Raw genomic sequence first — 20,181 nt, 5'->3', positions numbered from 1 at the left:
CCAAAACACGCCAAAGCCCTTCCATGGTGCTCGATGGCGCCATCCATGGCGCCAACGGTTTTGGAGAGGGCCATCCGCCCCCTCTCGACAGTTTCCGTGTGGCGCGGACGGGAAGGGCGGAATCAAAGGCAGAAGCACACGCAAAAAAGGCAGCCATAGGCTGCCTTTTTTGCGTGTTGGGGTCAGATCCCTTTGCATCGCAAAGGGCTCTGATCCCGGCCTTTGACCCTGCCTTTGCTCATCCCTCCGCCGCGCGGAATGTTGGGTGGCGCGGGTGGGTGAGGCTGACTGGGACCGTTGGCGCCATGGATGGCGCCATCGAGCCCCCAGGGACGGGTTCACGGCGTGTCCCGGGCAACCTCACCCACCCGGGCCCCACAGCCAACCAATAATCAGCCGGCAACGCTTTGAAACTTACAGCGTCTCGAAAATACCCGCCGCGCCCATGCCGGTGCCGATGCACATGGTCACCATGCCGTACTTCTGCTGGCGACGACGCAGGCCGTGCAGCAGGGTGGCGGTACGGATCGCGCCGGTCGCACCCAGCGGGTGGCCCAGGGCGATCGCGCCGCCCAGCGGGTTGACCTTGCTCGGGTCCAGGCCGCAATCGCGGATCACCGCCAGCGACTGCGCGGCGAAGGCTTCGTTCAATTCGATCCAGTCCAGCTGATCCTGGGTCAGGCCGGCCTGCTTCAGCGCCTTCGGAATCGCGGCGATCGGGCCAATGCCCATCACTTCCGGACGCACGCCGGCCACCGAGAAGCTGACGAAGCGGGCCAGCGGGGTCAGGCCGTAATCCTTGATCGCCTGTTCCGAGGCCAGCAGCACCGCGCCGGCACCGTCGCTCATCTGCGAGGAGTTGCCGGCGGTGACGGTGCCACCGAACTGGCCGTTGCGGAACACCGGGCGCAGCTTGGCCAGGCCTTCAGCCGAGGAATCCGGGCGCGGGCCTTCGTCGGTGTCGGCCACCTTGTTGCGGGTGATGATGCGCTTGCCGTCGGCCAGGTCCGGCAGGTGCGAGACGATCTCGTACGGGCTGATCTCATCCTTGAACTCGCCGTTCTGGATCGCGGCCATGGCCTTCTGGTGCGAGGCCAGGGCGAACGCGTCCTGGTCTTCGCGCGAGACCTTCCACTCTTCGGCCACCTTCTCGGCGGTGATGCCCATGCCGTAGGCGATGGCCACGTGGTCGTTGTCGAACACGCTCGGTGCCATCGCGATCTTGTTGCCCATCATCGGCACCATCGACATCGACTCGGTGCCGCCGGCCAGCATCAGGTCGGCGTTGCCCAGGCGGATCGCATCGGCAGCCTGCGCCACCGCCTGCAGGCCGGAGGAACAGAAGCGGTTCACGGTCTGTGCGGCGATGGTGTTGGGCAGGCCGGCCAGCAGCACGCCGATGCGCGCCACGTTCATGCCCTGCTCGGCTTCCGGCATGGCGCAGCCGATGATCGCGTCATCGATGCGGTTGACGTCCACGCCCGGCGCCTGTGCGACGACGCTGCGCAGCACGTGCGCAAGCATGTCGTCGGGGCGGGTGTTGCGGAACATGCCCTTGGGCGCCTTGCCAACCGGGGTACGGGTGGCGGCGACGATGTAGGCGTCCTGGATTTGCTTGGTCATTGCAGTGATCTCTTGAATAGGGTTTGGAAGAGGTTGCCGGCCAGCGGCCGGCACTACCGATGTCTTCCGTCAGTTCCGCAGCGGCTTGCCGGTCTTGAGCATGTGCGCGATGCGGGCCTGGGTCTTTTCCTGCTGGGCCAGTTCAACGAAATGCTTGCGCTCCAGGGTCAGCAGCCACTCTTCGTCCACCAGAGTGCCGCGATCGACCTTGCCGCCGCACAGCACGGTGGCGATGCGCTCGGCGATCTCGTAGTCGTACGGGCTGATGAAACGGCCTTCCAGCATGTTGACCAGCATCATCTTGAAGGTGGCGATGCCCACGTCACCGGCCACCTGGATGCGGCGTGCCGGCAGCGGCGGGCGGTAACCGGCTTCGGCCAGTGCACGCGCTTCGGCCTTGGCGATGTACAGCGCCTCGTAGCTGTTGAACACTACCTTGTCGGTGCTGCGCAGCAGGCCCAGTTCCTGGGCATTGACTGCCGAGTTGGACACCTTGGCCATGGCCACGGTCTCGAAGGTCTTCTTCAGTTCGGCGAACACATCACCGCCCGGACCGGCAGCCTGCGAGGCGCGCACGGCCAGTTCCTTCAGGCCACCACCGGCCGGCAGCAGGCCGACGCCGGCCTCGACCAGGCCGATGTAGCTTTCCAGGAAGGCCACGGTCTTGGCGCTGTGCATCTGGAACTCGCAGCCGCCACCCAGGGCCAGGCCACGCACCGCGGCCACCACTGGCACCAGCGAGTACTTGATGCGCTGGCTGGTGCGCTGGAAGTTGGCGACCATTTCTTCGAACTGGTCGACCTTGCCGGCCTGCAGCAGGCCCAGCGCACCGGCCAGGTCGGCACCAGCGGAGAAGGGTTCCTTCTGTTGCCAGATCACCAGGCCCTGGAAGTCCTTCTCGGCGCGGCTGACGCATTCCTGCAGGCCATCCAGCACCTGGTCGGACACAGTGTTCATCTTGGTTTTGAAGCTGACCACGGCGATGCCATCGCCGTCATGCCACATGCGCAGGCCGTCGTTCTCGAACACCGTCTCGCCCGGCGCGAACTTCTCGCCCAGCAGCGGATCGGGGAAACGCTGGCGCTGGTACACCGGCAGCGACGAGCGCGGCAGCTTGGCGTTGCGCGACGGGCTGTAGCTGCCCTCGGCGGCGTGCACGCCGTCGCGGCCATCGAACACCCAGTCCGGCAGCGGGGCGTTGCTCATGCTCTTGCCGGCCACGATGTCATCGGCAATCCACTGCGCGACCTGCTTCCAGCCGGCAGCCTGCCAGGTTTCGAACGGGCCCAGCGACCAGCCGTAGCCCCAGCGGATGGCCAGGTCGACGTCACGCGCGGTCTCGGCGATATCGGCCAGGTGGTAGGCGCTGTAGTGGAACAGGTCGCGGAAGGTCGCCCACAGGAACTGCGCCTGCGGGTGCTGGCTCTCGCGCAGCTTGGCGAACTTCTCGGCCGGGTTCCTGATCTTCAGGATCTCGACCACTTCCGGTGCAGCGGTGCGGTCAGCCGGACGGTAGTCCTGCTTCTCCAGGTCCAGCACCACGATGTCCTTGCCGACCTTGCGGAAGATGCCGGCGCCGGTTTTCTGGCCCAGCGCGCCCTTGGCAATCAGCGCGTCCAGCCACTTCGGCGACTTGAAGAATTCATGCCACGGGTCGTTGGGCAGGGTGTCGCCCATGGTCTTGATGACGTGGGCCATGGTGTCCAGGCCGACCACGTCGGAGGTGCGGTAGGTGGCCGACTTCGGGCGGCCCACCAGCGGGCCGGTCAGGCCGTCCACTTCATCAAAGCCCAGGCCGAACTGCTGGGTATGGTGGATGGTGGACAGGATCGAGAACACGCCGATGCGGTTGCCGATGAAGTTCGGGGTGTCCTTGGCGTACACCACGCCCTTGCCCAGGGTGGTGACCAGGAACGCTTCCAGGCCTTCCAGCACGGCCTTGTCGGTGGTGGTGGCCGGAATCAGTTCGGCCAGGTGCATGTAGCGCGGCGGGTTGAAGAAGTGCACGCCGCAGAAGCGGTGGCGCAGCTGCTCGGGCAGCACGTCGGCCAGCTTGTTGATGCCCAGGCCGGAGGTGTTGGAGGCCAGCACCGCGTGATCGGCCACGAACGGGCCGATCTTCTTGTACAGGTCCTGCTTCCAGTCCATGCGCTCGGCGATGGCCTCGATGATCAGGTCGCAGTCCTTCAGCTGCTCCAGGCCGGACTCGTAGTTGGCCGGGGTGATGGCTTCGGCCAGCGACTTGCTGGCCAGCGGCGCCGGGCTCAGCTTGCCCAGGTTGGCGATCGCCTTCAGCACGATGCCGTCGGCCGGACCTTCCTTGGCGGGCAGGTCGAACAGCACGGTGTCGACGCCAGCGTTGGTGAGGTGGGCGGCGATCTGGGCACCCATGACGCCGGCACCCAGCACGGCGGCGCGGCGGACTAGCAGGGAATTGGACATGGTGTAGGGCCTTTGTTGGTCAGCAGTTACGGGGTGGGTCGCACCCGATGGAATTACGGAGAAGCGGGCAGGGCGCTGGCGCGTGCGGCGGCGCGGAACCCGGCTTCGGCGAAATGGATCAGTTCGTGGGCGGCATGGGCACGATGCGCCGCTTCGGTGACACCGGCGGGACGCTTGATCAGCCCGAAGTCGGCCATCGCATAGGTCAGCGAGCCGGCCAGGAAGTCCAGGCGCCAGTACAACTCTTCCTTGCTCAGGTCGGGAATGCACTCGCCGATGGCCTTGCCGAACGCACGCAGCACATGGCCGTAGTGGTCGGACAGGAACTTGCGCAGGTTGTCGTTCTTCTCGGCGTAGGCGCGGGCGATCACGCGCACGAAGGCGCCGCCGTTCTGGCGGTCCTGGGCCAGTGCCAGCGCCGGCTCGACGAAGGCGGCCAGCACCGGGCGCAGCTGGCCGGGGTGTTCGGCACGGGCGCGCTCGAGCTGTGACAGGCGGGCACCGGTCATCTCGTCCATGCGACGGCGGAACACCTCGTTGACCAGGTTTTCCTTGGAGCCGAAGTGGTAGTTGACCGCCGCGATGTTGACGTCGGCCTGGCTGGTGACCTGGCGCAGCGAGGTGCCGGCGAAGCCGTGCTGGGCGAACAGCTCCTCGGCGGCACCGAGGATCCGGTCCTTGGTCGAGAAGTGGGCGGGCTTGGCCATCGGCGGGCGGACCTTAATCAAACGATTGTTTGATACTAGAACCAGACGGTAGCGTATGGCATTTTGCAGTGCAGCAGAAATGCCCGGGGCGGTCAGAATCCGCTCAGGTGGGTGAATGGGCGCGGTGGGGTCGGATCCGCGCAGGGGCTCCGCCCCCTGGCGGCCACGGGTTGCCAGCCGGCGGCCGGCACTACCACGGCGCCGCTTTATCTTTTACAATTCGCCTACGTTTATCAGGCTAAGCCCGCGTCCCGACGCGGGTTTTTTTCATGTTACCCTTCGGGCCATCAGCGGCCCGATTCCATTGGAGACATCCCATGGCGCTGGAGCGCACCCTTTCGATCATCAAGCCGGACGCCGTTGCCAAGAACGTCATCGGCGAAATCTACGCCCGCTTCGAGAAGGCCGGCCTGAAGGTCGTGGCCGCCAAGTACAAGCAGCTGTCGCGCCGCGAAGCCGAAGGCTTCTACGCCGTGCACCGCGAGCGTCCGTTCTTCAACGCGCTGGTCGAGTTCATGATCTCCGGCCCGGTGATGATCCAGGCCCTGGAAGGCGAGAACGCCGTCCTGGCCCACCGCGACCTGCTGGGCGCCACCAACCCGAAGGAAGCCGCCGCCGGTACCATCCGCGCCGACTTCGCCGAATCCATCGATGCCAACGCCGCTCACGGCTCGGACTCGGTCGAGAATGCAGCGATTGAAATCGCCTACTTCTTCGCCGCCACCGAAGTCGTTTCGCGCTGAGAGTAATGCCGTGAACGAGGTCGTACAGTCCCCCGCCATCCAGCCGCTGCCCAAGTCGGCACCCACGGCTGGCAAGCAGAACCTGCTCGACCTCGATCGCGCGGGCCTGGAACAGTTTTTCGTCGAAAAACTCGGCGAAAAGAAGTTCCGTGCCCATCAGGTGATGAAGTGGATCCACCATCGCTACGTCACCGATTTCGATGAAATGACCGATCTCGGCAAGGTCCTGCGCGCCAAGCTGCAGGCCCATGCCGAGGTCGTTGTCCCCAACATCGTGTTCGACAAGCCCTCCGCCGACGGCACCCACAAGTGGCTGCTGGCGATGGGCGTGGATGGCAAGAACGCCATCGAGACCGTGTACATCCCGGACAAGACGCGCGGTACGCTGTGCGTGTCCTCGCAGGTCGGCTGCGGCCTGAACTGCACGTTCTGCTCCACCGCCACCCAGGGCTTCAACCGCAACCTGACCACCGCCGAGATCATCGGCCAGGTGTGGGTCGCCGCGCGCCACCTGGGCAACGTGCCGCACCAGATGCGCCGCCTCACCAACGTGGTGATGATGGGCATGGGCGAGCCGCTGATGAATTTCGACAACGTCGTGCGCGCCATGAGCGTGATGCGCGACGATCTGGGCTACGGCCTGGCCAACAAGCGCGTGACCCTGTCGACCTCCGGCCTGGTGCCGCAGATCGATCGCCTGTCCGCCGAAAGCGACGTGTCGCTGGCCGTTTCCCTGCATGCGCCGAATGACGCGCTGCGCGAAACGCTGGTGCCGTTGAACAAGAAGTACCCGATCGCTGAGCTGATGGCCTCGTGCGCACGCTACCTGCGCGCCAACAAGCGCCGCGAATCGGTCACCTTCGAGTACACCCTGATGAAGGGCATCAACGACAAGCCCGAGCATGCCCGCGAGCTGGCCCGGCTGATGCACCAGTTCGACAACGCGGTACAGGCCAGGGACTCGGGCAAGGTCAACCTGATTCCGTTCAACCCGTTCCCGGGCACCCGCTACGAGCGCTCCGAAGAGGCGCATATCCGCGCCTTCCAGAAGATCCTGCTCGACAGCAACGTGCTGACCATGGTCCGCCGCACCCGTGGCGACGACATCGACGCCGCCTGTGGCCAGCTCAAGGGCCAGGTGATGGACCGCACCCGCCGCCAGGCCGAGTTCAACAAGACGCTGCAGGCGGGGAAGGGGAGCGATGCCGCGGCCTGACCGCCTCTGGCTGGTCCTGTTCGCAGGCACGCTGGCCCTCGCGGTCGGCGGCTGCAAATCCCATCCCAAGGCCAGGCTCGGACCGAGCGAGGCGCCGGTGTATTCGGTGCGCGACCCGGACGGGGTGCGCCGCCAGGTGCGCCTGAACGACCTGCTCACGCTGGCGGCCCGCGACATGCAGGTCGGCAATCTCGACGGTGCCGAACGCAAGGCACGCGAAGCCATGAAACTGGCCCCGGGCGAACCGGACGCGCTGGTGCTGCTGGCCGGCATCGATGAGCGGCGTGGCCGTACCGTGCAGGCCGGCGAGGGCTTCCGTCGGGCCGCCGAGCTGGCCCCGACCCGGGGTGACGTGCTCAACAACTATGGCGCCTGGCTTTGCCAGCAGGGACGCCCGGCCGAATCGCTGGCGTGGTTCGACCGCGCCCTGCAGGCACCGGGCTATCCCACGCCGGCCGAAGCCCAGGCCAACGCCGGGGGCTGTGCGCTGGATGCCGGGCAGTTCGAGCGTGCCGAACGCGACCTGCGCGCCGCGCTGGCGACGGTGCCCGGCAACCCGGTTGCACTGGAGGCGATGGCACAACTGAGCTTCCGCCAGGGCCGCTACATGGAGGCTCGCGCCTTCGCCGAGCGCCGTATGGCGGCTGCACCGGCAACACGTTCCGTGTTACAACTTGCCTCTCAAATCGAAGCGCGGCTGGGCGATCGGGCGGCATCTGATCGCTATCTGCAGCGGATTCGACAGGAATTTCCGCAGGATGCGGGCTCCTAACTCCAGGGTTGATGCATTGTGATTGATGACCAGACTGTGAGCGCTCTCGAGACTGCGGCCGGCTGTGGCACCCGCCTTCGCCAGGCCCGTGAGGCGGCCGGACTGACCCTTGAAGACGTTGGCTCGCGCCTGCGCATGCCCGTCCAGGTGGTGAAGTCCCTGGAAGAAGAACAATGGCAGAAACTGGGGGCGCCGGTGTTCGTGCGCGGCCAGCTGCGCAGCTATGCGCGCCTGCTGAACGTGGATATCAGCCAGCTGCTCGAGCAGGCCCAGGTCGGGCCGGTAGTGCCGCCGACGCTGGTCAGCCATACCCATACCCCGCGCGCGCGCCGCATTGCCGAGAACCTTGGCCGGCGCGTGCTGTATGTCGGCATCACCGCGGTGCTGGCGGTGCCGGTGTGGTTCGCCACCCGCGGCCATTTCGATGGCAGTGCCAGCTCCTCGCCGAGCACCGCATCGCTGGATGCGATTCCGGCGGCGGTGCCAGTGGCCCCGTCCGCGGCCGGTGTCGAGCCTGCCGCGCCGGCCGATGCCGGCAGCGCGCCGGCCAGCAAGCCGGCAGCCACCCCGTACGTGGCCTCGCTGGCCCCGGTGCCGCGTCCTGCGCCGGCCCCGGCGGCGGCCGGCAACACGCTGGAGATGCAGTTCAGCGGCGACAGCTGGGTCGATATCGGTGGCCCGGACGGCGGCACCGTCGAGAAGGCACTGATCAAGTCCGGCGAGAGCCGCAGCTTCACCCCCGGCCAGGTGGCCCGGGTGACCCTGGGCAATGCCTCGGCGGTCCAGGTTCAGCAGAATGGCGCTATCGTCGATCTGACCCCCTACCAGCGAGCCAACGTGGCACGCTTTCAGGTATCCTCTGAAGGCTCCGTAGTCCCGGTTTCGCACTGAGGCGCGGTTTCACCACCTTCGATTAAACCCAATGGTCCCTCCCGATGGGCGGGGCGAGAGTACGCATGGCGATCGACGATCTGCTCGACGAGCACGAACAAAGTGAACGCGTCCGCAGCTGGCTGCGGAAGAATGGCGCCAGCATCCTCGGTGGCGTGGTCATCGCCATCGGTGCCATTGCCGGCTGGCAGTGGTACCAGAAGGATCAGGGCGGCAAGCTGGCCTCGGCCAACGTCGAGTACCAGAAGGCGCTCGAAGGCCTGCAGCAGAACAAGCTCGACGATGCCGCCAAGGCGGTCAAGGCGCTTGAGGCCGGCCCGTCCAGCATCTACGGCGACCTCGCGGCGCTGCAGCTGGCCAAGGCCCAGGTCGATGCCGGCAAGAACGAAGAAGCCCTGGCGACCCTGCGCGCGGTGAAGGTTGAAGGCGACCTGCAGCGCGTGGTCGACCAGCGCGTGGCGCGCCTGCTGGTGGCCACCGGCAAGAGCGATGAGGCGATCAAGCTGCTGGGCAGCGCCACCGACAGCAGCAGCCTGGAAATCCATGGCGATGCGCTGCTGGCGCAGGGCAAGCGTGATGACGCCCGTGCACAGTACGAAAAGGCGCTGAAGTCGCTGGACGTGGCAGCGCCGCAGCGGCGCGTGCTGGAAACCAAGGTTATGGACGCCGGCGGCACCGTCGCCGCCCCTGCGGAGTCGGTTTGATGAGTCAGAAGGTCATGATCACCCGCGTCGCCACCGTGCTCCTGATGGGCATGGCCCTGACCGGCTGCAGCACCATGAAGGGCTGGTTCGCCGGCAAGGACGCGGCAGCGAAGAAGGCGCAGGAGCCGGCTGAACTGGTCAAGTTCGAGCCGACCGTGAAGGTCAACAAGATCTGGTCGGTCAACCTGGGCAAGGGCGAGCGCCGTATCGGCGTGCGCCAGGGCCCGGCGGTGGCCAACGGCCACGTGTTCGCTGCGGCGATCACCGGTGGCGTGCATGCCATCGACCTGGAGACCGGCAAGAAGGCCTGGACCTGGGAGCCGAAGAAGGAAAAGAAGAAGGCCAAGCTGCGCCTGTCCGGCGGCCCGGGTGTCGGTGAGAACCTGGTCGTGGTCGGCACCCTGGATGGCCAGGTCATCGCCCTGGACATCAACGACGGCAGCGAGAAGTGGCGCGCCCGTGTTCCGGGTGAAGTCATTGCCGCACCGGCCGTGGCCCAGGGCCTGGTCTACGTGCGCAGCAACGATGGCCGCGTGACTGCCTTCGACGCCGGCAACGGCACCCAGAAGTGGTTCAACCCCAGCGAGCTGCCGGCGCTGACCGTGCGTGGCAACGCGCCGGTGGTGACCGGCCCGGGCGTGCTGTTCATCGGCAAGGACGAGGGTTCGGTTGCAGCCCTGGCCCAGCAGGATGGGCGTACCCTGTGGGAGCAGAACCTCGGCAACGGCGAAGGCCGTACCGAGCTGGAGCGCATGGCCGACGTCGACGGCGCGCCGGTGCTCGAGGGCAACACCCTGTATGTGAGCAGCTTCAAGAACCAGACCATGGCCATCGAAGGCCCGACCGGTCGCCCGCTGTGGGCGCGCGACCATGGCGGTGCCGGTGGCGTGGCGGTGTCGTCGGGCAATGTGTTCGTCACCGACAACAAGGGCGGCGTGTTCGGCCTGGACAAGGCCAGCGGCGCGGCCATGTGGTCGCAGACCGAGCTGGCGCGTCGTTCGCTGACCGGTCCGGCGCTGCACGGTGACTACGTGGTGGTCGGCGACTACAAGGGATACGTGCACTGGCTGCGCACCTCCGATGGTGCCATGGCGGCACGGGCCAAGAGCGGTGGCGATGCCCTGCTGGCCCAGCCGGTCGTGGCGGATGGGGTGCTGCTGGTGCAGAACGTGGATGGCAAGCTGACCGCCTTCCGGTTGGCAAACTAAAAATTGGAGTAATCGCGATGCTGCCTTTGGTCGCCCTGGTTGGACGGCCGAATGTCGGCAAGTCGACTATTTTCAATGCGCTTACGCGCACCCGTGACGCGCTGGTCCATGACCAGCCCGGCGTCACCCGTGACCGCAACTACGGCGTCTGCCGCCTCGACGAGGACAACCATTTCCTCGTCGTGGATACCGGCGGTATTGCCGGTGAGGACGAAGGCCTGGCCGGTGCCACTACGCGCCAGGCGCGGGCGGCTGCCGCCGAAGCCGATCTGATCCTGTTCGTCGTCGATGCCCGCGAGGGCACCTCGGCGCTGGACGACGAGATCCTGGCTTGGCTGCGCAAGCTGTCGCGCCCGACGCTGCTGCTGATCAACAAGATCGACGGCACCGACGAGGACAGCGTGCGTTCGGAGTTTGCCCGCTACGGCTTCGGCGAGATGCTGACCGTCTCGGCCGCCCATCGCCAGGGTCTGGACGACCTGCTGGACGAAGTGATCCAGCGCCTGCCCGAAGAAGGCAGCGGCGAAGAGCTGGACAACGATCCGAACCGCATCCGCATCGCCTTCGTCGGCCGCCCGAACGTGGGCAAGTCGACGCTGGTCAACCGCATCCTCGGCGAGGAGCGCATGATCGCCTCCGATGTGCCGGGCACCACCCGCGATTCGATCGCGGTGGACCTGGAGCGTGACGGCCGCGAATACCGCCTGATCGATACCGCCGGCCTGCGCCGCCGTTCGCGCGTGGACGAGGTCGTCGAGAAGTTCTCGGTGGTCAAGACCATGCAGTCGATCGAGCAGTGCCAGGTGGCGGTGCTGATGCTGGATGCCACCGAAGGCGTGACCGACCAGGACGCCACCGTGCTCGGTGCCGTGCTGGATGCCGGCCGCGCGCTGGTGATCGCCATCAACAAGTGGGATGGCCTGACCGAGTACCAGCGCGAGCAGGCCGAAACCATGCTGTCGCTGAAGCTCGGCTTCGTGCCGTGGGCCGAATCGGTGCGCATCTCGGCCAAGCATGGCTCAGGCCTGCGTGAGCTGTTCCGTGCCGTGCACCGCGCGCACGAATCGGCGAACAAGACCTTCACCACCAGCGAAGTGAACAAGGCGCTGGAAGTGGCGTACGAGACCAACCCGCCGCCGACCATCCGCGGCCATGTCTCCAAGCTGCGTTACGTGCACCCGGCCGGCGCCAACCCGCCGACCTTCATCGTGCACGGCACGCGCCTGAAGGAGCTGCAGGAATCGTACAAGCGCTACCTGGAGAACTTCTTCCGCAAGCGCTTCAAGCTGATCGGCACGCCGGTGAGCTTCATCTTCCGCGAGGGTGCCAACCCGTACGAGGGCAAGAAGAACGTCCTCACCGAGCGGCAGGTCAAGGCCAAGCGGCGCTTGATGAAGCACGTCAAGGGCAAGTGATTCACGAAACGGCGGCCGCAGGGCCGCCTTTTTCGTTTGTGGTAGTGCCGGCCGCTGGCCGGCAACCTCGCATCGTCTGATGTGTTGATGGCGTTGCCGGCCAGCGGCCGGCACTACCCCCTCGGAAACCCCGGGGCAGTCCCGCGCACAGCGTCTGCGCGATAATGCGGCCCATGAGCATCCAAGAGCTTTCCCCCGCGCAGGCACGAGAGCGCCTGGCCCATGGCGCCGTGCTGATCGATGTGCGCGAGGCGCACGAACGGGCCGGCGGCATGGCCGAGGGCGCGCGTGGCGTGGCCAAGGGCGAGTTGCAGGCCGACCCGGCGGCGCATCTGCCGCGGCACGACCAGGAAGTCCTGCTGATCTGCCAGAGCGGCAAGCGCTCGGCCGATGCGGCGCAGGTGCTGCTGGATGCGGGCTACACCAACGTGAGCTCGGTTGCTGGCGGCACCGTCGCCTGGCGCGAGCAGTCGCTGCCGCTGGTGCAGCCGCTTTCCAGCGCCGCCGACCGTGACTTCTACGATCGTTATTCGCGCCACCTGCTGCTGCCTCAAGTCGGCGAAGCCGGGCAGCGCCGGCTGCAGCAATCACGCGTGCTGGTGCTGGGGGCGGGCGGGTTGGGCGCGCCGGCTGGCTTCTATCTGGCGGCCGCTGGGGTAGGGCATCTGCGCTTTGCCGACCACGACCGCGTCGAGCGCAGCAACCTGCACCGGCAGATCGTGCACACCGAGGCCAGCGTCGGCCAGCTCAAGGTCGATTCGGCGCGCGAGCGGCTGCTGGCGCTGAACCCCTCCATCGAGGTCGAGGCGGTGCCCGAGCGGGTGACCTCCGAGAACGTGGATGCCCTGCTCGAGGGCGTGGACGTGGTGCTGGATGGCTCGGACAACTTCCCGCTGCGCTACCTGCTCAACGATGCCTGCATCAAGCACGCCAAGCCGCTGGTGTATGCCGCCATCGAGCGCTTTGATGGCCAGGTAAGCGTGTTTGACGCCGGCCGTCAGCGTGGCGTGGCGCCGTGCTACCGCTGCCTGTTCCCGGAGCCGCCGCCGCCGGAGTTCGCGCCGAACTGTTCCGAGGCCGGCGTGCTGGGCGTGCTTCCTGGCCTGGCCGGCGTGCTGCAGGCCACCGAAGTGCTGAAGCTGCTGCTGGGCATCGGTGAGCCGCTGGTGGGGCGGCTGCTGCGCTTCGACGCGCTGGGCATGCGCTTCCGCGAGACCGGCATCCGGCCCGACCCGCAGTGTCCGGTGTGCGCGCCGGGCGTGCCGTTCCCGGGGTATATCGATTACGCCGCGTTTTGCCGGGGTGGGTGAACCCGATCGGGGTGCGCATTGGTAGATGCCGACCTTGGTCGGCGCTCTTGTGCCAACCAAGGTTGGCACCTACCGGGGCGGGTGCATGGTTGGAAACGCCAAAGCGGATGCATGGTTTCGGGATGATGCTCGGGGTCACTACGGGCATCGTTCCACTTCCAAGACAATCCGGCGCAACATGCGTGCTATTGCCGTCATCGGCATTGCTCTATTGTTGAACCCGATTCTGGATCTTGGGGAAAACGCCGCATGGCGGTAGAAGCAGCGACCAGCGAGCTGGTCAAGGTCGTAGCCCTGCTGGGCGCGGCGGTGGTGATGGTGCCCCTGTTCCGCCGGGCCGGCCTGGGCTCGGTGCTGGGCTACTTCGCCGCCGGCCTGGCGATCGGGCCGTTCGGGCTGGGCTGGTTCTCCGACCCGCAGGCGATCCTGCATACCGCCGAGCTCGGTGTGGTGATGTTCCTGTTCGTGATCGGCCTGGAAATGCGGCCCTCGCACCTGTGGAGCCTGCGCAAGGAAATCTTCGGGCTGGGCACGCTGCAGATCGTCACCTGTGCGCTGGTGCTGACCAGCATCGCCAAGCTGTTCGGCCTGCCATGGCAGGTGGCCTTCATCGGCGCCACCGGTTTCGTGCTCACCTCCACTGCGGTGGTGATGCAGCTGCTGGCCGAGCGCGGCGACATCGCGCTGCCGTCGGGGCAGAAGATCGTCTCCATCCTGCTGTTCGAAGACCTGCTGATCGTGCCGTTGCTGGCGCTGGTGGCGTGGATGGGCCCGAGCGCGGGCAGCGCCGATGGCGAAGGCTCGCGCTGGCTGTCGGTGGCAATCGGCGTGGGTGCCATCGTCGGCCTGGTGCTGGTCGGCCGCTTCCTGCTCAATCCGCTGTTCCGCGTGCTGGCCGAATCGAAGGCGCGCGAGGTGATGACCGCCGCCGCACTGCTGGTGGTGCTGGGCGCGGCGCTGCTGATGCAGCTGTCCGGCCTGTCGATGGCGATGGGCGCGTTCCTGGCCGGTGTGCTGCTGAGCGAATCGACCTTTCGCCACCAGATCGAAGCGGACATCGAACCGTTCCGCGGCATCCTGCTCGGCCTGTTCTTCCTCAGCGTGGGCATGGCGCTGGACCTGGGCGTGGTGGCCGGCAACTGGCAGCTGATCCTCGGCCTGGTGCTGGCGTTGATGGCAGCCAAGGCGCTGTGCATCTACGTGGTGGCGCGTATCATGGGCAGCGATCACGCGCAGGCGCTGGACCGTGGCGTGCTGATGGCGCAGGGCGGCGAGTTCGCCTTCGTGCTGTTCTCCGCCGCCGCATCGGCCGGCGTGATCAACCTGGAGATCAATGCCAACTTCACCGCCGTGGTGGTGCTGTCGATGGCGCTGACTCCGCTGGTGGTGCTGCTCTACAAGCGCATCGCACCGAAGCCGACGGTCAACCTGGACGGCGTGGACGAGGCCGAGGGCCTGTCCGGCAGCGTGCTGCTGATCGGCTTCGGCCGCTTCGGCCAGGTCGCCAGCCAGTCGCTGCTGGCGCGCGACGTGGACGTGACCATCATCGACAACGATGTGGAGATGATCCAGAGCGCGGCGCGGTTCGGTTTCAAGATCTACTACGGCGACGGCACGCGGTTGGATGTGCTGCATGCCTCCGGCGCAGCCACTGCGCGCGCGATTGCGGTGTGCGTGGACAAGGCCGAGGCCGCCGACCGCATCGTTGAACTGGTGGCGCATGAGTTCCCGCAGGCCAAGCTGATGGTGCGTTCGTTCGACCGTGAGCATTCGCTGCGGTTGATTCATGCCGGCGTCGATTTCCAGATCCGCGAGACGTTTGAATCGGCGGTGCTGTTCGGCCAGGCCGCGCTGGTGGAACTGGGTGCGGATGAGGACGATGCGGTGGAGATTGCCGCCGAGATCCGTCGCCGCGACGCCGAGCGCTTCGAGCTGGAGATTGCCGGTGGGGGTTTGAATGCCGGCGCGCGGATGATTTACGGCAACAGCCCGCAGGGGGTACCGACGCCGACGCCGTTCACCGCGCCGAAGCGGGAGAGCAAGACGCTGAACCCGCAGGATGTGCCGGAAGAGGAATAGCGCCCGGTAGTGCCGGCCGCTGGCCGGCAGATACGGAAACGCTTCGACGTCGTGAGGTTGCCGGCCAGCGGCCGGCACTACCGGTGGGGAATTGCCGAAGCCGGCACTACCGGGTGGGGATTACCCAAGTTGGCGGTGGGCGAGGGCGCGTGAATCGGGGACAATAGCGTCCCCGCCGCCCCACGCCTGCTCCCGATGACCGATTCCGCCCCCCAGCATCCTGCCCGCATCCTTGATGGCCGCCGTATCGCCGAGGACCTGCTCGACAGCCTGAAGGTGCGCGTCGACGCCCGCGTGGCCGCCGGCGGCAGCCGTCCGGGCCTGGCCGTGGTGCTGGTCGGCGGCGACCCGGCCTCGACCGTGTACGTGCGCAACAAGCGCCGTGCCGCCGAGAAGGTCGGCATCGAGGCGCATGACTACGATCTGCCGGCCGGTACCACCGAGGCCGAGCTGCTTGACCTGATCGACCAGCTCAATGCCGACCCCAAGATCAACGGCATCCTGATCCAGCTGCCGCTGCCGGGCATTCCGGATGCTCGCCGGCTGATCCAGCGCATCGACCCGCGCAAGGACGTGGACGGCTTCCATCCGGAAAACGTCGGCCACCTGGCCCTGCGCGAGTTCGGCCTGCGCCCGTGCACCCCGCGCGGCATCACCACGCTGCTGGGCCACACCGACCAGCCGGTACGCGGCCGCAACGCCACCATCGTGGGCGTGAGCAACCACGTCGGCCGCCCGATGGGCCTGGAACTGCTGATTGCCGGCTGCACCGTGACCAGCTGCCACAAGTTCACCCCCAAGGACGTGCTGGAACAGGCCGTGCGCAACGCCGACATCCTGGTGGTGGCCGTGGGCCGCCCGGGCATCGTGCCGGGCGAGTGGGTGAAGCCGGGCGCGGTGGTGATCGACGTGGGTATCAACCGCTTGGATGACGGCCGCCTGGTGGGCGATGTTGGGTTTGAGGCCGCTGCGCAGCGGGCCAGCTGGATCACCCCGGTGCCGGGTGGCGTGGGCCCGATGACCGTGGCCACGTTGATGCAGAACACGTTGGAAGCGGCGGAAGCGCTGAGCTGACTGGTAGTGCCGGCCGCTGGCCGGCAATCCGGTAAGCCTTCCGAGGGTGCATGAGGTTGCCGGCCAGCGGCCGGCACTACCTGCTGTGGTGTGGCCCCTGAATGGATCACCGCCCGCGCGACACTGCGTCGCATCTACCCCCTGCCACGCGGCGCGAAAACAGGGTAAAATGTCGCGCTTCCCCACATCTCGGGTATGCCGATGCTGCGCATCCAGGCTGAAGCACTCACTTACGACGACGTCTCGCTCGTCCCCGCCCACTCGACCATCCTGCCCAAGGACGTCAACCTCGAAACGCGGTTGACTCGCGACCTGAAGCTCAAGCTTCCGATCCTGTCCGCAGCCATGGATACCGTCACCGAAGCCCGCCTGGCCATCGCCATGGCCCAGCTCGGCGGCATGGGCATCATCCACAAGAATCTCAGCCTGGAACAGCAGGCCGCGGAAGTGGCCAAGGTCAAGAAGTTCGAGGCCGGTGTCATCCGCGACCCGATCACCGTCGGCCCGGAAACCACCATCCGCGACGTGCTGGCCCTGACCCAGGCGCACAACATCTCCGGCGTGCCGGTGGTGGGCAGCGACGGCCTGCTGGCCGGCATCGTGACCCACCGCGACATGCGCTTCGAGACCGAGCTGGATGATCCGGTCCGCCACATCATGACCAAGAAGGATCGCCTGATCACGGTCAAGGAAGGCGCCGCGTCTGATGAAGTGCTGCAGCTGCTGCACCGCAACCGCATCGAAAAGGTGCTGGTGGTCAACGATTCGTTCGAACTGCGTGGCCTGATCACCGTCAAGGACATCCAGAAGAACACCGACTTCCCCAACGCTGCCAAGGATCTGTCGACCCGCCTGCTGGTCGGCGCTGCAGTCGGCGTGGGTGGCGATACCGATCGCCGCGTGGAAGCGCTGGTCGCCGCCGGCGTGGACGTGATCGTGGTCGATACCGCGCACGGCCACTCGCAGGGCGTGCTGGACCGCGTCAGCTGGGTCAAGAAGAACTTCCCGAACGTGCAGGTCATCGGTGGCAACATCTGCACCGGCGAAGCCGCACTGGCGCTGCTGGACAGCGGCGCGGACGCAGTCAAGGTCGGCATCGGCCCGGGCTCGATCTGCACCACCCGCGTCGTCGCCGGCGTCGGCGTGCCGCAGGTCACCGCGATCGACCTGGTGGCCGAAGCGCTGCAGGACCGCATCCCGCTGATCGCCGACGGTGGCATCCGCTACTCGGGCGACATCGGCAAGGCGCTGGCCGCCGGTGCCTCGACCATCATGGTCGGTGGCCTGCTCGCCGGTACCGAGGAATCGCCGGGCGAGACCGAGCTGTACCAAGGCCGTTCGTACAAGAGCTACCGCGGCATGGGTTCGCTGGCTGCGATGGAGAAGGGGTCGAAGGACCGCTACTTCCAGGACGCCGCCACCGCCGACAAGCTGGTGCCGGAAGGCATCGAAGGCCGCGTGCCGTACCGCGGCCCGGTGGGCGGCATCATCCACCAGCTGATGGGCGGCCTGCGCGCCACCATGGGCTATGTAGGTTGCGCCACCATTGAAGACATGCGCAGCAAGCCCAAGTTCGTGAAGATCAGCGGCGCCGGCCAGCGTGAGAGCCACGTCCACGACGTGACCATCACCAAAGAGCCGCCGAACTACCGCGCCTGATGCGCTTGCGAACTGCTCTTGCGATTACGGGCAGCCTGCTGATGGCAGGCTGTTCGTTGTCCGAACCGCCGCCGCGCTCCGGGTCTCCGGGCGCGGCGGTTTCGCAATTGCAGGACGTACAGGCGTGCCAGAACGCGTTCTCGCTGCCGAAGGGCTGGCAGGTGCAGGCCGCTGGCGAACAGCGCTGGCTGCTGAAGGGCACCGGCGAGCGCCCGCTGCAGGTCATCCTGCGGTGCGTTACCGATCTGGGTGACAGGCTTGAAGATCCTGTGGTCATCGCCGAGCTGGGGCCGCTGGAGCCGAAACGGATGAGCGCGCAGTCCGCGTTCTGGGGCAACGCCGTGGATTCCGGTTACCCGATGCACGCCATGCAACGGCGCATCGTGCCCGGCACCGAAGTGCAGGAAATCGCCGAACTGCCGCGCGCTGACCGCGCCAACCCCAACGCGCCGCACGGCCTGCTGATGCTGCGCTGGGATGAGGAAGACCCCTCACATATTCAACAACGCGAGGCGTTCATCGCCACGCTGACGCAGAGCCTTGAAGCGCCGGGCGCTGCGAAAAACACCACTGGAACGGCACCATGACCAACATCCATAACGACAAGATCCTCATCCTCGATTTCGGCGCGCAGTACACGCAGCTGATCGCCCGCCGCATCCGCGAGCTGGGCGTCTACTGCGAAATCTGGGCGTGGGACCACAACCCGGCCGAGATCGCCGCGTTTGGCGCCAAGGGCATCATCCTGTCCGGTGGCCCGGAATCGACCACGCTGCCGGGTGCCCCGGCCGCGCCGCAGGAAGTGTTCGACAGCGGCCTGCCGATCTTCGGCATTTGCTACGGCATGCAGACCCTGGCCGCGCAGCTGGGCGGTGCCACCGAAGCGGCGGATCAGCGCGAATTCGGCCACGCCGAAGTGAACGTGATCAACCCGGATGCACTGTTCAAGGGCCTGAGCGACCACGGCGGCGAGCCGAAGCTGAATGTCTGGATGAGCCACGGCGACCATGTCTCCGTTGCACCGCCGGGCTTCACCATCACCGCCACCACCGACCGCATTCCGGTGGCCGCCATGGCCAATGAAGAGAAGCGCTGGTACGGCGTGCAGTTCCACCCGGAAGTGACCCACACCCTGCAGGGCCAGGCGCTGCTGCGCCGCTTCGTGGTGGATGTGTGCGGCTGCCAGACCCTGTGGACCGCCGCCAACATCATCGACGACCAGATCGCCCGCGTGCGCGAACAGGTGGGCGATGACGAAGTGATCCTGGGTCTGTCCGGCGGCGTCGATTCGTCCGTGGTGGCCGCGCTGCTGCACAAGGCCATCGGCGAGAAGCTGACCTGCGTGTTCGTGGATACCGGCCTGCTGCGCTGGCAGGAAGGCGACCAGGTGATGGCGATGTTCGCCGAGCACATGGGCGTAAAGGTCGTGCGCGTGAATGCCGCCGACCGTTACTTTGCTGCGCTGGAAGGCGTGAGCGACCCGGAAGCCAAGCGCAAGATCATCGGCAACCTGTTCGTTGAGATCTTCGACGAAGAATCGAACAAGCTGAAGAATGCCAAGTGGCTGGCGCAGGGCACCATCTACCCGGACGTGATCGAGTCGGCTGGCAGCAAGACCGGCAAGGCACATGTGATCAAGAGCCACCACAACGTGGGCGGCCTGCCGGAGCACATGAAGCTGGGCCTGGTGGAGCCGCTGCGCGAGCTGTTCAAGGACGAAGTGCGCCGCCTGGGCGTCGAGCTGGGCCTGCCGCGCACCATGGTCTACCGCCACCCGTTCCCGGGCCCGGGCCTGGGCGTGCGTATCTTGGGTGAAGTGAAGCGCGAATACGCCGAGCTGCTGGCCAAGGCCGATGCCATCTTCATTGATGAGCTGCGCAAGGCGGATCTGTACGACAAGACCAGCCAGGCGTTTGCCGTGTTCCTGCCGGTGAAGTCGGTGGGCGTGGTGGGCGACGCGCGGGCTTATGAATGGGTGATTGCGCTGCGTGCGGTTGAGACGATTGATTTCATGACCGCGCATTGGGCCCATCTGCCGTATGAGTTCCTGGGTACGGTGAGCAACCGGATCATCAATGAGTTGCGGGGGGTGTCGCGGGTGGTCTATGACATCTCGGGGAAGCCGCCGGCGACCATTGAGTGGGAGTGAGTTGAAAGAACGAGGGCGCCGAGAGGCGCCCTTGTTGTTTGCGGATTCTACTCACACGTTCCCGTTGCGAGCCTTCTGGCGCATCGTACTGAACTTGTATCAGCCATAGGGGCTTTGCGTCGTTGAACGAGTTGTGGGTAGATCATCTGCTGGGCTGGGATGATTTAGCGCTGGCCTTGTGTGTAAGCG

General features: G+C 66.5%; 16 protein-coding genes. 13 read left to right on the top strand and 3 right to left on the bottom strand.

The genetic code is table 11. The features are described from left to right. Positions 1-414: 414 nt before the first annotated feature. The 3 genes from AC5YGJ_RS05775 to AC5YGJ_RS05765 all read right to left on the bottom strand — a co-directional run bounded on the left by AC5YGJ_RS05775 (position 415) and on the right by AC5YGJ_RS05765 (position 4,772). Positions 415-1,623 (bottom strand): acetyl-CoA C-acyltransferase, encoded by a 1,209-nt coding sequence (locus tag AC5YGJ_RS05775; RefSeq protein WP_496186037.1) that lies wholly within the window; start codon positions 1,621-1,623, stop codon positions 415-417. Positions 1,624-1,692: 69 nt separating this feature from the next. Continuing rightward, positions 1,693-4,065, bottom strand: a complete 2,373-nt coding sequence (locus AC5YGJ_RS05770) for a 3-hydroxyacyl-CoA dehydrogenase/enoyl-CoA hydratase family protein (RefSeq protein ID WP_496186036.1) — start codon at positions 4,063-4,065, stop codon at positions 1,693-1,695. A 53-nt stretch (positions 4,066-4,118) separates the two neighbouring features. Continuing rightward, positions 4,119-4,772, bottom strand: coding sequence for a TetR/AcrR family transcriptional regulator (locus tag AC5YGJ_RS05765; RefSeq protein ID WP_107232306.1), 654 nt, complete (start codon positions 4,770-4,772; stop codon positions 4,119-4,121). Positions 4,773-5,089: 317 nt separating this feature from the next. On the opposite strand from AC5YGJ_RS05765, the gene ndk reads away from it, so the two are divergent. The 13 genes from ndk (at position 5,090) to guaA (ending at position 19,992) form a co-directional block, all read left to right on the top strand. Beyond that, complete coding sequence (gene ndk, locus AC5YGJ_RS05760; protein ID WP_008265389.1) at positions 5,090-5,515, top strand: nucleoside-diphosphate kinase; 426 nt, start codon at positions 5,090-5,092, stop codon at positions 5,513-5,515. Positions 5,516-5,525: 10 nt separating this feature from the next. Further along, a complete protein-coding gene (gene rlmN / locus AC5YGJ_RS05755) occupies positions 5,526-6,731 on the top strand; it encodes a dual-specificity RNA methyltransferase RlmN (RefSeq protein WP_107232307.1) in 1,206 nt (401 codons plus the stop codon). After that, positions 6,718-7,503 carry a type IV pilus biogenesis/stability protein PilW gene (gene pilW, locus AC5YGJ_RS05750; protein WP_107232308.1) on the top strand — a complete coding sequence of 262 codons (786 nt, stop codon included), beginning with the start codon at positions 6,718-6,720 and terminating at the stop codon, positions 7,501-7,503. Before rlmN ends, pilW begins: the two co-directional genes overlap by 14 nt. A gap of 18 nt (positions 7,504-7,521) precedes the next feature. Further along, positions 7,522-8,394, top strand: coding sequence for a RodZ domain-containing protein (locus AC5YGJ_RS05745; protein WP_249844258.1), 873 nt, complete (start codon positions 7,522-7,524; stop codon positions 8,392-8,394). Positions 8,395-8,459: 65 nt separating this feature from the next. Then, positions 8,460-9,098, top strand: coding sequence for a YfgM family protein (locus AC5YGJ_RS05740; RefSeq protein ID WP_496186035.1), 639 nt, complete (start codon positions 8,460-8,462; stop codon positions 9,096-9,098). Beyond that, the gene (gene bamB / locus AC5YGJ_RS05735; RefSeq protein ID WP_249844257.1) at positions 9,098-10,306 is read left to right on the top strand and encodes an outer membrane protein assembly factor BamB; all 1,209 of its coding nucleotides are present in this window, start codon (positions 9,098-9,100) and stop codon (positions 10,304-10,306) included. Before AC5YGJ_RS05740 ends, bamB begins: the two co-directional genes overlap by 1 nt. A 17-nt stretch (positions 10,307-10,323) precedes the next feature. Next, complete coding sequence (gene der / locus AC5YGJ_RS05730; RefSeq protein WP_107232312.1) at positions 10,324-11,721, top strand: ribosome biogenesis GTPase Der; 1,398 nt, start codon at positions 10,324-10,326, stop codon at positions 11,719-11,721. A gap of 173 nt (positions 11,722-11,894) precedes the next feature. Next, on the top strand, positions 11,895-13,031 hold the full coding sequence (moeB, locus tag AC5YGJ_RS05725) for a molybdopterin-synthase adenylyltransferase MoeB (RefSeq protein ID WP_496186034.1): 1,137 nt from the start codon (positions 11,895-11,897) through the stop codon (positions 13,029-13,031). 249 nt (positions 13,032-13,280) lie between these two features. Beyond that, a complete protein-coding gene (locus tag AC5YGJ_RS05720; protein ID WP_496186033.1) occupies positions 13,281-15,110 on the top strand; it encodes a monovalent cation:proton antiporter-2 (CPA2) family protein in 1,830 nt (609 codons plus the stop codon). Between the two features lie 195 nt (positions 15,111-15,305). Beyond that, positions 15,306-16,184 carry a bifunctional methylenetetrahydrofolate dehydrogenase/methenyltetrahydrofolate cyclohydrolase FolD gene (folD, locus tag AC5YGJ_RS05715; protein ID WP_049402332.1) on the top strand — a complete coding sequence of 293 codons (879 nt, stop codon included), beginning with the start codon at positions 15,306-15,308 and terminating at the stop codon, positions 16,182-16,184. Positions 16,185-16,385: 201 nt separating this feature from the next. Further along, positions 16,386-17,843: an IMP dehydrogenase gene (gene guaB, locus AC5YGJ_RS05710; protein ID WP_005409308.1), complete on the top strand. Its 1,458-nt coding sequence runs from the start codon at positions 16,386-16,388 to the stop codon at positions 17,841-17,843. Positions 17,844-17,950: 107 nt separating this feature from the next. Further along, positions 17,951-18,430: a hypothetical protein gene (locus AC5YGJ_RS05705; protein ID WP_496186160.1), complete on the top strand. Its 480-nt coding sequence runs from the start codon at positions 17,951-17,953 to the stop codon at positions 18,428-18,430. After that, positions 18,427-19,992 (top strand): glutamine-hydrolyzing GMP synthase, encoded by a 1,566-nt coding sequence (gene guaA, locus AC5YGJ_RS05700; protein ID WP_005413109.1) that lies wholly within the window; start codon positions 18,427-18,429, stop codon positions 19,990-19,992. Before AC5YGJ_RS05705 ends, guaA begins: the two co-directional genes overlap by 4 nt. Positions 19,993-20,181: the final 189 nt, after the last annotated feature.

This window comes from Stenotrophomonas sp. CS3K5, from assembly GCF_059515225.1.
Note: the sequence above shows the minus strand (reverse complement) of the source record. Positions and strands in the feature narration are given on the sequence as shown.

What these genes read in the sequence shown, in the direction of transcription:
- AC5YGJ_RS05765 (WP_107232306.1), bottom strand. Translation starts at nt 4,772, where the DNA reads ATGGCCAAGCCCGCCCACTTCTCGACCAAGGACCGGATCCTCGGTGCC.
- der (WP_107232312.1), top strand. Translation starts at nt 10,324, where the DNA reads ATGCTGCCTTTGGTCGCCCTGGTTGGACGGCCGAATGTCGGCAAGTCG.
- AC5YGJ_RS05775 (WP_496186037.1), bottom strand. Translation starts at nt 1,623, where the DNA reads ATGACCAAGCAAATCCAGGACGCCTACATCGTCGCCGCCACCCGTACC.
- ndk (WP_008265389.1), top strand. Translation starts at nt 5,090, where the DNA reads ATGGCGCTGGAGCGCACCCTTTCGATCATCAAGCCGGACGCCGTTGCC.
- AC5YGJ_RS05770 (WP_496186036.1), bottom strand. Translation starts at nt 4,065, where the DNA reads ATGTCCAATTCCCTGCTAGTCCGCCGCGCCGCCGTGCTGGGTGCCGGC.
- AC5YGJ_RS05740 (WP_496186035.1), top strand. Translation starts at nt 8,460, where the DNA reads ATGGCGATCGACGATCTGCTCGACGAGCACGAACAAAGTGAACGCGTC.
- folD (WP_049402332.1), top strand. Translation starts at nt 15,306, where the DNA reads ATGACCGATTCCGCCCCCCAGCATCCTGCCCGCATCCTTGATGGCCGC.
- guaA (WP_005413109.1), top strand. Translation starts at nt 18,427, where the DNA reads ATGACCAACATCCATAACGACAAGATCCTCATCCTCGATTTCGGCGCG.
- AC5YGJ_RS05720 (WP_496186033.1), top strand. Translation starts at nt 13,281, where the DNA reads ATGGCGGTAGAAGCAGCGACCAGCGAGCTGGTCAAGGTCGTAGCCCTG.
- bamB (WP_249844257.1), top strand. Translation starts at nt 9,098, where the DNA reads ATGAGTCAGAAGGTCATGATCACCCGCGTCGCCACCGTGCTCCTGATG.
- guaB (WP_005409308.1), top strand. Translation starts at nt 16,386, where the DNA reads ATGCTGCGCATCCAGGCTGAAGCACTCACTTACGACGACGTCTCGCTC.
- moeB (WP_496186034.1), top strand. Translation starts at nt 11,895, where the DNA reads ATGAGCATCCAAGAGCTTTCCCCCGCGCAGGCACGAGAGCGCCTGGCC.
- pilW (WP_107232308.1), top strand. Translation starts at nt 6,718, where the DNA reads ATGCCGCGGCCTGACCGCCTCTGGCTGGTCCTGTTCGCAGGCACGCTG.